The sequence below is a fragment of the Tautonia sp. JC769 genome (assembly GCF_040717455.1).
GTDB lineage: Bacteria > Planctomycetota > Planctomycetia > Isosphaerales > Isosphaeraceae > Tautonia.
This window is the reverse complement of record NZ_JBFEFH010000003.1, coordinates 358,805-369,451: the sequence shown is the minus strand read 5'-3', so window position 1 is coordinate 369,451 and position 10,647 is coordinate 358,805. Positions and strand designations below refer to the sequence as shown.

General features: G+C 68.6%; 7 protein-coding genes and 1 tRNA gene. 5 read left to right on the top strand and 3 right to left on the bottom strand.

Going from position 1 to position 10,647, the window contains the following annotated elements:
- Positions 1 to 121: 121 nt before the first annotated feature.
- Together AB1L88_RS05500 and AB1L88_RS05495 are read left to right on the top strand one after the other, a co-directional pair.
- Positions 122 to 1,021: an aspartyl protease family protein gene (locus AB1L88_RS05500; protein ID WP_367095620.1), complete on the top strand. Its 900-nt coding sequence runs from the start codon at positions 122 to 124 to the stop codon at positions 1,019 to 1,021.
- Positions 1,022 to 1,028: 7 nt separating this feature from the next.
- Positions 1,029 to 1,898 (top strand): PDZ domain-containing protein, encoded by an 870-nt coding sequence (locus tag AB1L88_RS05495; protein WP_367095619.1) that lies wholly within the window; start codon positions 1,029 to 1,031, stop codon positions 1,896 to 1,898.
- Between the two features lie 106 nt (positions 1,899 to 2,004).
- Here AB1L88_RS05495 and AB1L88_RS05490 read toward each other — a convergent pair whose 3' ends face one another.
- Positions 2,005 to 3,216: a 2,3-bisphosphoglycerate-independent phosphoglycerate mutase gene (locus AB1L88_RS05490; protein WP_367095618.1), complete on the bottom strand. Its 1,212-nt coding sequence runs from the start codon at positions 3,214 to 3,216 to the stop codon at positions 2,005 to 2,007.
- A 277-nt stretch (positions 3,217 to 3,493) separates the two neighbouring features.
- Between AB1L88_RS05490 and AB1L88_RS05485 the strand changes: the two genes are divergently transcribed.
- Positions 3,494 to 3,576: transfer RNA gene (locus AB1L88_RS05485), tRNA-Leu, on the top strand.
- Positions 3,577 to 3,693: 117 nt separating this feature from the next.
- Here AB1L88_RS05485 and AB1L88_RS05480 read toward each other — a convergent pair.
- Positions 3,694 to 4,935: a sodium-dependent bicarbonate transport family permease gene (locus AB1L88_RS05480; RefSeq protein ID WP_367095633.1), complete on the bottom strand. Its 1,242-nt coding sequence runs from the start codon at positions 4,933 to 4,935 to the stop codon at positions 3,694 to 3,696.
- Positions 4,936 to 5,718: 783 nt separating this feature from the next.
- Positions 5,719 to 6,072 carry a hypothetical protein gene (locus tag AB1L88_RS05475; RefSeq protein WP_367095617.1) on the bottom strand — a complete coding sequence of 118 codons (354 nt, stop codon included), beginning with the start codon at positions 6,070 to 6,072 and terminating at the stop codon, positions 5,719 to 5,721.
- 349 nt (positions 6,073 to 6,421) lie between these two features.
- Here AB1L88_RS05475 and fae point away from each other — a divergent pair, with 349 nt between their 5' ends.
- Entirely contained in the window at positions 6,422 to 6,970 is a 549-nt protein-coding gene (fae, locus tag AB1L88_RS05470; RefSeq protein ID WP_367095616.1) for a formaldehyde-activating enzyme, read from the top strand.
- Positions 6,971 to 7,276: 306 nt separating this feature from the next.
- The gene (locus AB1L88_RS05465; RefSeq protein WP_367095615.1) at positions 7,277 to 10,540 is read left to right on the top strand and encodes a family 16 glycoside hydrolase; all 3,264 of its coding nucleotides are present in this window, start codon (positions 7,277 to 7,279) and stop codon (positions 10,538 to 10,540) included.
- Positions 10,541 to 10,647 lie beyond the last annotated feature (107 nt).

Sequence of the window (10,647 nt, the reverse complement as noted above, 5' to 3'; positions counted from 1 at the left end):
GCTTCTCACCCCCGGCTCTGTCCGACCGAAGCTCTTCCATCTATGATAGATGGGTTCACCCGATCCGTTATGCTGCGCCAGGACCTACCCCCTTTTTCTTTTCCCCCGAGACGAGACGGCGATGTCGCGACCCAGGTCTTTGCTGCTTGTGCCGCTGCTGGCGAGTGCCGGCCTCCTCTCGGCGACGTCTTCGGTCGCCGAGGCGAGGCAGGACCCCCAGATCGGCCAGACGTTCCGCATCCCCTACCGCCTGACCGAGACGAACCACTTCATCGTCCGGACCCGGATCAACGGCAAGGGGCCGTTCAACCTCGTCGTCGACACCGGCGCACCGGCCCTCTTCCTCTCCGAGGAGGCCGCCAAGTCCTCTGGCCTGGAGCTGAACGACCGCCGCTACTTCAGCCGGATCGACCGCCTCGAATTCGAAGGGGGGGCCGAGCTCGAGGACGTGCAGGCCCGGGTCGAAGACATCTTCCAACTCGTCGGCATGAACGCCCTCGGGCTGCCCGGCGTCCGGATCGACGGCATGCTCGGCTTCAACGTCCTGGCCCGGTACAAGATCGAGATCGACCCGACCGACGACCGCATGACCTGGACCCGGCTTGACTACAACCCCCGAGACCTCCCCGACCCCGGCCGCCGCGCCAACAACGCCCCGGCCGAGGTCCAGGCCATGGGCCTGCTCGGCGGCGTGGCCAAGCTCACCGCCGTCTTCGTCGGCAAGCAGCCGGAAGACCAGCTCATCCCCCGGGGGTTCCTGGGGCTCGAATTGAGCGAGGCGGACGGGGTCCTGCTCGTGACCGGCGTCCTGCCCGGTTCCGCGGCCGAGGAGGCCGGGGTCGCCCCGGGCGCCCGGCTCGTCCGGGTCCTCGGGCGATCGGTCCGATCGCTCGACGAGGCCCGATCGGCGATCGGGCAGGTCGAGCCCGGCGACCGCGTCGACGTCCATCTCGTCCCCGCCGAGGGTGAGGCCGGTGCCGACCCTCAGAAACTCACCCTCACCGCCGGAAAGGGGCTGTGACACCACCATGAGCCGCAACGCACCCACCCCCCGACGCCGGCCGATCGCCATGGTCACCGCCGCCCTGATGCTGTTCGGCACCGGGGCGAAATGCCTCGACCCGGCGCCGCAGGCCGTGGCCGACCCCGAGGCGAAGGTCGACGTGCCGTTCGAGATGCTCCCCTCGAACCACATGCTCGTCGCCGTCTCGCTGAATGGCGAGGGCCCGTTCAACCTGATCTTCGACGTCGGCTCCCCCGTCACCCTGATCGGGAACACCGCCGCGAAGAGGGCGAAGATCGTCGACGGCGACGCCCCCTTCGCCTTCCTCTTCGCCGCCCGGGGAGAGGCCGAGGTCGACGCCATGCAGGTCGGCGACCTCTCGACCGAGGACGTGCCGGTGATCGTCATGGATCACCCGGTCGTCTCGGCCCTCGGGCGGATGCTCAACAAGCCGATCGACGGCCTGGTCGGGCACTCCTTCTTCGCCCGCTATAAGACCACGATCGACTACCAGGCGAAGGTGATGAGCTTCGAGCCGGTCGAGCACGAGATCCGCGACTTCATGAGCGACCTGCCCGACCGCATGATGGGCCCCAAGGTCGCCCGTCGGATCATCCTCGAACCGGCCGCGCTGTTCGGCATGGCGCTCGAGAACGCCGACGACGAGTTCCCCGACGGCGTGATCATCGCCTCGGTCGTCCCCGACTCCCCCGCCTCGCTCGCCGGACTCCGGCCGGGAGACGTCATGACCACGCTCGACGGCCGCTGGACCGTCAATGTGGCCGACGCCTACGCCGCCGCCTCGAAGGTCGAACCCGGCCAGGAAGTCGAACTCCTCGTCCGCCGCGACGGCGAAGAGCTGACCTTGGCCATCACCCCGACGTCCGGCTTCTGAGCTGAGCGAAGCGACCGACAACGGGCCGCACCCTCCGATCCGATGGACCTCCCAGGGCGAGCGTTACGAGGCTCGCCCCGGGAGGTCCGTTTTTGCGCACAAAGCCTCAGGCGCCGAACTTCTGCAAGCGGTTCGCGTGGGCCATCGCCAGCGGCATGATGTGCTTGGCGAGGATCTGGCCGAGGCCCCCTCGGATGCACGGCCGCTCGCCGAAGCTCGTCACCTCGTCCGGCCGGACGGTCGCCGGGGCCCAGATCAGGAGCGGGACCGGGTGGAAGCTGTGCGACTTCATCCGGCTCGGCGTCGAGTGGTCGCCCGAGACGACCACCACGTCCGGGTTCAGGGCCATCAGGGCCGGCAATTCCTGGTCGAGCGCCTCGATCACCTTGACCTTCTCGGCGAAGTTGCCGTCCTCGCCGGTACTGTCGGTGTACTTGTAGTGGATGAAGAAGAAGTCGAAGTTCTCCCACTGCGCCCTGGCCACGGCGAACTGATCGGCCAGGGTCTTGCCCGGCTCGACCACGGTCATCCCCACCAGCTTCGCCAGGCCGCGATACATCGGGTAGACCGCGATCGCCGCCGACTTCAGGCCGTAGACCTCCTCCATCGTGGCGATGTCCGGGAACTTGGCGAACCCTCGCATCATCAGGAAGTTGGCCGGCCGCTCGTCCTTCAGGATCTCCCTCGCCTGGCGGAGGAACTCGGCCGCGACCTTCGCGGTCTTCTCCGAGCCGGGGTCGGTCGCCTTCGGCTCCAGCGTATGGAGGCCGGTCTGGAGCGGGTCGGTGTCGAGCACCTTGTCCCCCAGCCCTTCCCCCCGGAAGCGGACGACCAGGCGATACTCCCGGACCGGCTCGACCAGCGTCTCCACGCCGTCGATCTTGACCCCCGCGGCCAGCTTCGCCACCAGCTTCTCGCCGACCTCCGTGGGAATCCGGCCGGCGCGGCGGTCGGTCACGCGCCCTTCGGCGTCGATCGTGCAGAAGTTCCCGCGGATCGCCACGTCCCGCGGCCCCACCTCCACGCCGATCCCGAGCGCCTCCAGCACCCCCCGGCCGATCTGGTATTCGAGCGGGTCGAACCCGAAGAGCCCCAGGTGCCCCGGCCCCGACCCCGGGGCGATGCCGTGGGCCACCGGGATGCTCAAGCCGACCGTCCCCTCGGCGGCCAGGCGATCCAGGTTCGGCGTCTTCGCCTCCTCCAGCTCGGTCGGCCCGCCCGGCTCGATGGGCAATCCTCCCAGGCCGTCAGCGATCAGCATGACGATCTTGGTCTTGTTGTCGTCTCGGAGTTGCTTGATGAGTTCCTGCTGATTCATCGCGTGCGGGCTCGTATTCTTAATTTAATCGCTCGGCGCCTTGTGAGGAGCGAACACGCCCCTCGAATTCACTCCACGCTTCGAGACGGCATTGTGACCTGCATCGGCCTGCAAGGTCAACTCGCCTCCCCTCCCCCCAATTCGCGGCAATCCCCCGGGACCACCCCCTACCGATCCCCCGAGCCTTGTGCTAGAATTCCCACCAGAACGTGACGGGCCAACTCCTTTCCACCGATTGGACGATCCGCCCCGTTCCCTCCATCGATCGCTTGCTCTCGCCGAAGTGGCGGAATGGCAGACGCGCCGGACTCAAAATCCGGTGGGGTAACACCCGTGTGGGTTCGAGTCCCACCTTCGGTACTGACCTGGCCCGCTGAGTCTCCTTGACTCAGCGGGCTTTCTTTGTTTGATGAACGAGGAGTGTCCCCCCCCCGATACTCCGGAATCGACCGAGGCGGAATCCCAGAGGCAGTCTGCTCAGACCGGCCAGGTCTTGGTCACGATCTTGGCGATTTCGATGTAGACCGGGATGCCGATCGTGACGTTGTAGCTGAAGGTCAGCCCCAGCGAGGCGGCCAGCGGGAGGGTCGGGCTGGCCTCGGGGATTCCCAGGCGCTGCACCGCCGGGACGGCGATGTACGAGGCGGCCCCGCAGAGCACGGCGAAGAGGGCGTACGTCCCCAGGTCGAACGGCTCTCCCAGGAGCATCGCGTACCCGTGCGCCACGCCGATGCCGATCGCGGCGAACACGTTCGGCGCCAGCAGGCCGAAGGCGATGAACGACGGGCCGGCGACCTTCAGATCCTTCAACTTCTTCGAGGCCGTCATCCCCATCTCCAGCAGGAACAGGCAGAGCAGGCCCGGGAACAGGTCGAGGAACACGCGGTCGTCGGGGCTGGTCACGTCGGTCCCTTGCAACCGGCTGATGAAGCCGATCAGGATCCCGGCGAACAGCAGGTAGATCCCCGGGTTGAAGAAAACCTCGTGCAGCAATTCCTTGCTCAGAAGGCCGGGCTGCCCGGCGCCTGCGGGGGCGATGTGTTCCCCCTCCCGACGGCCCGATCGGCCCCGGGCCTGATGCTCCTCGTGCTCGCTGTAGCCGCGTTCCAGGGCCATTTTCTCCTCGTCCTCGACCTCCAGGTCGTGCCGGTGGGCGACGGCCGGGTCGGACGGCAGGCCGGCGCCGGGGGCGTAACCCGGCTCTCCCTCGCTGTTGCCGTCGGCGTCCAGGCCCCGCTTGCGGAGCATCGAGACGAGGACCAGGGCGACCAGGCACCCGGGGATCTCCATCACGGCCAGCATCACCGGCATGTAGGGCGCATAGGCCAGGTGCAACGACGCCAGCACCCCGAGGCAGGTGACGAACGTCCCGGCCGAGTCGGAACCGTAGTAGCCCGCCACCGTGGCCGCGTCCACCCGCCGGAGCCTCGTGAAGGTCCTCAGCAGGCCATACGCGAGCAGCCCGATGCACAGGTTCGTCACGAAGCCGACCCCCATGAAGCCGACCGCCGTCCCGATCGACGAGGGGTCGAGCTCCGCCAGCTCCTCGCCGCCGTGCCAGCCGATCGCGATGAGCAGGTAGATCGTCAATGCCTGATAAATGACGTACGGGAATTCGAACTTCACCCCCAGCAAGGGGATCAGGAACCCGGCGTAGAAGAACAGCAGCAAGGGCTTGAACAGGTTGTGGCGGAAGTTGTCCCAGAACTCTCCGACCATCCCGGCCGGCAGGTCCTCGACGGTGATCCGGGTCGGCACCCCTTGCGAGTGGACGACCGTCAGCGGCTGTCCCGGGCTCAGGTCGTCGATCCCGATCTGTTTGCCCCTGAAGTGCCGGACGATCACCTCGGCGGGGAGGGGGAAGACCATCGGCTGGTCCGCCCCCGGCTCCTCGACGACCAGCGTCCCGGCGTCCGCGTCGACGGCCCGGATCACGCCGATGACCTCGTTCTCGACCCGGATGGCCGCCGCCACCACGTCGTCGTGGACGATCACATTCGCCCCGACTTCCAGATGGTCCAGGTCGATTCCCCGACGGCCGTGGACCTCGATCGCCGTCCCGGGGGTGACCGTCACGGTCACCTCGCGCCCCGTGCCCGCCTGCACCACCACGACCGACCGTGACTCCGGATCGACCTCCTTGACCGTCCCGATCACGTCGGCACCGGAGGCCAACCCCGGCCCCGACGCCCCCGCCAGGACGAGGACCAGGGCCGCAACGACGCGGCGGCCCGCGCGACTGCTTCGCAACATCATCACCGTGAAACTCCTGTCCTGGTCGCGGGGATCGCCCGGACGAGACCGATTCGGAGACGGAGACCGCCCTCAGGACACCGGGGGCGGCCGGACGGGTCGGAGACGGACAAATTGAGCCTTCGTCACGCCCCCAGCCCTCGGGGACGCGACCCGCACTCATCACTCTCACACCACCCTCGCTCGATCGCTCGCGCAGCCCTTTCGGCGCGCGGCGCAGCGAGCGAGGGCTGATCCCGCCGGGTCGAGTTAGCAGCGGAGGCGGGCGATCGGGCGAGGGGCCCGGACGAGCGGAAGCGTGCTGGCCCGGGCCGATCCCAGTCGGCTCGGGTCGAACGGCACGATGGCCTGCGGCTCCCAGGCAACCAGGCCGGGGCCGCCCACGTCCTCTTCCGATTCCGAGGCGGTCGCCGGGGCCGATCCCTCGGCCGTCGCGGGCTGACGGCCCGTCGGCGCCTCCCGCGCCGGCCGGTCCCAGCCGGCCCTCTCTCCCGAGAGGATCGGGGCCCGAGCCCCGTCGTCCCCCGGCTGACACACGACCTCGCCGCCGGCCGCCACCGACGCGAGCAAGGTCAGCCAGATGCAGGCGTCGCGAACACTCATCAAACGAGTCGTTCCAGCCGGAGACGAGACCGCGGCGTGCTCTCACGATCGAATTCACATCGATTCGACCTGCATCAACCGTATTGTGTCGACGACTCGAGAGTCAAGCCGGCTCCGGAAACCCGCCTCCCGCGCGTCGTGTTGAACCTCAAATCGAAAAAGAAGAAAGGCTTCGATCCGGGATCAGGGCCTTGCGAGATCCGAAGGCCCCACTCACAATCCGATCCCCGACGCCCGCCCGCCCGGGGCATCGCGAGCCGCGGCCGGGGCGATCGGGCAATTTCAAGGGTGCCTGGCCCGTCCCGGCCAGGCCGGATCTCCTCCTCGTCGTTCGGAGCCTGGAATTCACATGAGCGACCGCATCCTCCTGCGGACGGGCGAGGCCTTGGTGGAAGGCGACGCCGATCATCTCGCCGCCGAGCCCGAGGTCGTCATCGGCGAGCTCGACGGCCCGGTCGGCCAGGCCCTGGCCAACCTCATCGGCGACCAGGTGAAGGGCCATACCCGCGTCTTCGCCATCCTCAACAGCGATGTCCAGGTCCGCCCCGCGACCGTCATGGTCAGCAAGGTCACGGTCAGCAACCCTCGCTACACCAACATCCTCATGGGGACCGTGCAGGCCGCCGTGGCCAACGGCGTGCTCGACGCCGTCCGGGCCGGCGACATCCCCAAAGCGAAGGCCAACGACCTGGGCATCATCTATTCCGTCTGGCTCGACCCGAGCGTCGTCGAGGTCGAGTCGCTCGACCACGACGCCCTCTTTCGCGTCCACCGCGAGGCCACGGCGAAGGTCATCCGCAAGGCCATGCGGCACGAGCCGTCGATCGACTGGCTGCTCGAGAATCAGGACACAGTCGAACATTATTATCATCGCCTCGGGCTCGACGGCGAGCTCTGATCCGCCGATCCCGGCCGACCCGACGCGGCCCGATTGCCCCCGCGCCCGGCCGACCTCCCGGGACACTCAAGCCTTGTGCCGAGGCGATCCGTGCGAGACGATGGGACGAAGGAGCATCGCGGCCGGGCAATGCCGCGATCGGCCCGTGACGCCCATCGTTCCTGTCCTGGCATCGCCGGATCAGACCCACTCCCGCCGCTGCCCCCGCGCCGCCCCGCCCGCGAGCGCTTCGGGCCTCGGGAGCGTCGCCCCGGTGGTCCCCCGGGCCTGTCTCCCTCCCCACCGCTCTGCTTCGAGGATCGTGCGATGTCCCGATCGTTCTCCCGACCGACCGCCCTGCTCGGCGCGTCGGCCGCCGTGGTCCTGTCGCTTCTCCTGGGAGGGGCGGCCACGCTTCCGCCCTATCAGGACGATGGCGAATTCGAATCGCTGTTCAACGGCAACGACCTTTCCGGCTGGGAAGGGAACCCGGATCTCTGGTCCGTCGAGGACGGCCTGCTGACCGGCCGGACCTCCGCCGAGGCACCGCTCAAGGCCAACCAGTTCCTGATCCATCGCGGCGACCCCGTCCGCGATTTCGAGCTGCGTGCCACCTTCCGCCTCGAAGGGAACAACAACTCCGGCATCCAGTACCGCAGCCGTCGCTTCCCCGACGCCGGCGAGTTCGTCGTCGGCGGCTACCAGGCCGACATCCACCCCAGCCCCGGCTACAACGGCATGCTCTACGACGAGCGCGGCCGCGGCATCGTGGCCGAGAGCGGCCAGCGCGTCGTCGTCACCGCCGAGGGGGAGAAGAAGGTCGAGGGCGAGACCGAGTCCGCCCGCCCCGAACTGGATCTGACCGACTGGAACGAGCTGACGATCATCGCCCGGGGTCCCCACCTCATCCACAAGCTCAACGGCAAGACCGTCGCCGAGATCACCGACAACCAGGAATCCGAACGCGAGCTGGAAGGGATCCTCGCCCTCCAGGTCCACGCCGGCCCCCCCATGACCGTCCAGTTCAAGGACATCACGCTCCGCCGTTTCGACAACGCCGATGACCAGGCCGCCGCCGCCCCCGCCCGCAAGAAAGGCCGACGCAGGCCCCAGACGCCTCCCCCCGGCCAGCGCGCGACCGACGCCGACCTGCTCAAGGTGGCCGACGGCTTCAAGGTCGAGCTGCTCCACTCCGTCCCGGCCGAGACGCAGGGCTCATGGGTCTCGATGGCCGTCGACCCCGAGGGGCGCCTCATCGTCTCCGACCAGTACGGCAAGCTCTTCCGCGTCACCCTCCCCCCGATCGACGACGACGGAGGCGAGGTCGTCGTCGAGCCGATCGACGTGAACATCGGCGAGGCCCAGGGGCTTCTTTGGGCCTTCGACAGCCTCTACGTCATGGTCAACCGCGGCGGCCAGTACGAGAGCGGCCTCTACCGCGTCCAGGACACCGACGGCGACGGCGACCTCGACACGGTCAGGCAGCTCCGCCCGCTCCAGGGCGGCGGCGAGCACGGCCCGCACGCCATCATCCCCAGCCCCGAAGGTGACGCCCTCTTCGTCGTCTGCGGCAACGGCACCCAGCTCACCGACTTCCAGGCCACCCGCGTCCCCCCCGTCTGGGGAGAAGACCACCTCCTGCCCCGCATGCCCGACGGCAACGGCTTCATGGCCAACGTCCTCGGCCCCGGCGGGGCGATCTACAAGGTCGACCCCGAGGGCGAGACCTGGGAGCTGATCTCCGTCGGCTACCGCAACCCCTACGACATCGCCTTCAACCGCCAGGGGGAGCTGTTCACCTACGACGCCGACATGGAGTGGGACATCAACACCCCCTGGTATCGCCCCACCCGCGTCAACCACGCCGTCAGCGGCTCCGACTACGGCTGGCGCAACGGCACCGGCAAGTGGCCGTCCTATTACCTCGATACCCTGCCCGCCACCGTCGACATCGGCCCCGGTTCCCCGACCGGCATCGTCTTCGGCTACGGCGCCAAGTTCCCCGAGAAGTACCAGGACGCCCTCTACATCTGCGACTGGAGCTACGGCAAGCTCTACGCCGTGCATCTCGAACCCGACGGCTCCACCTACGCCGGCACCGCCGAGGAATTCATCACCGGTACCCCGCTCGCCCTGACCGACCTGGTCATCAACCCCAAGGACGGCGCCATGTACTTCGCCGTCGGCGGCCGTCGGACCACCTCCGGCCTCTACCGGGTCACCTACGTCGGCGACGAATCGACCGCCACCGCCGTCGCGGCCGACGACTCCGGCACCGAGCTGCGCGACCTGCGCCAACGGCTCGAATCGTCCCTCGGCAAGCAGGACCCGGCCGCCGTCGACCTCGCCTGGGCGAACCTCGGCCACCCCGACCGCTTCGTCCGGTTTGCTGCCCGCGCGGCCCTCGAATTCCAGGACGCCAACGCCTGGGCCGAGCGTGCCCTGACCGAGCAGGACCCCCGGACCGCGACCAACGCCCTGCTCGCCCTGGTCCGCGTCTCCGCCCCCGACCCGTTCCACCGCCGCCCGACCGACCCCCCGGTCAACATGCTGCTCAAGCAGCGCATCCAGGACGCCCTCGACCGCGTCTCCCTGACCTGGGACGAGCGGACCTACGCCGAGAAGCTCGACCTGCTCCGGGTCTACGCCGTCTTCTTCAACCGCATGGGGCCGCCCGACGACCAGACCCGGGCGAGCCTGATCGCCCGCTTCGACCCCGAGTTCCCCGCGTCCGGCGTCGAGCTGAACACCGACCTGGCCCGCTTGCTCGCCTACCTCCAGTCTCCGACCGCCGCGGGCAAGATTGTCGAGCTGCTCGACGCGGCCCCGACCCAGGAGGAGCAGATCGACTACGCCATGACCCTCCGGACGATCCAACCCGGCTGGACCCCCGAGCTCCGCCAGCGCTACTTCCGCTGGTTCCTCAAGGCCGCCAACTACCGAGGCGGGTCGAGCTTCGCCAACTTCGTCCGGAACATCAAGAACGAGGCGGTCGAGGCCCTCAGCGAGCCCGAGCGGGTCGCCCTGCAACCGATCATCGAGGCCCAGCCCGTCACGACGGAAGTCGCCGCCGTCCAGCGGCCGTTCGTCAAGGAATGGACCATCGACGAGCTGACCGGCCTGATCGAGGACGGCCTGGGCGGGGGGCGCGACTACGACCGCGGCCGCCGACTCTTCGCCGAGACCTCCTGCTTCTCCTGCCACCGCTACGCCGGCGAAGGGGGCGCCGTCGGCCCCGACCTCACCGGCATCGCCGGGCGCTTCAGCCCCCACGACCTCCTGGAGTCGATCCTGGTCCCGAGCAAGGAGATCAGCGATCAGTACGAGGCCGTCATGATCGCCACCGAGGACGGCCGGATCGTCACCGGCCGGATCGTCAACCTGAACGCCGACAACCTCATGATCATGACCAACATGCTCGAACCGAACGCCCTCGAAGGCGTCGCCCGCTCCCGGATCGAGGAGATGCAGCCCTCTCCCGTCTCCATGATGCCCGAGGGCCTGCTCAACACCCTGGAGCAGGACGAGATCCTCGACCTCCTCGCCTACCTCCTCTCCCGGGGCGACCGCGAGGCCGACATGTTCGACTGACCCTCCGTTCCCACAGGAGGTGGCTCCGTCCCCCGATCCGGACGCCCGGATCGGGCGGATACCGCTCAAACCCTGCCGGAGACCGACTGCCATCCGCTCCCGTTGGC

Bases quoted from the DNA above. Each gene is read 5' to 3' on its own strand.
- AB1L88_RS05490 (WP_367095618.1), bottom strand. From the start codon at position 3,216: ATGAATCAGCAGGAACTCATCAAGCAACTCCGAGACGACAACAAGACC.
- AB1L88_RS05495 (WP_367095619.1), top strand. From the start codon at position 1,029: ATGAGCCGCAACGCACCCACCCCCCGACGCCGGCCGATCGCCATGGTC.
- AB1L88_RS05500 (WP_367095620.1), top strand. From the start codon at position 122: ATGTCGCGACCCAGGTCTTTGCTGCTTGTGCCGCTGCTGGCGAGTGCC.
- AB1L88_RS05480 (WP_367095633.1), bottom strand. From the start codon at position 4,935: ATGGTCGGAGAGTTCTGGGACAACTTCCGCCACAACCTGTTCAAGCCC.
- fae (WP_367095616.1), top strand. From the start codon at position 6,422: ATGAGCGACCGCATCCTCCTGCGGACGGGCGAGGCCTTGGTGGAAGGC.
- AB1L88_RS05475 (WP_367095617.1), bottom strand. From the start codon at position 6,072: ATGAGTGTTCGCGACGCCTGCATCTGGCTGACCTTGCTCGCGTCGGTG.
- AB1L88_RS05465 (WP_367095615.1), top strand. From the start codon at position 7,277: ATGTCCCGATCGTTCTCCCGACCGACCGCCCTGCTCGGCGCGTCGGCC.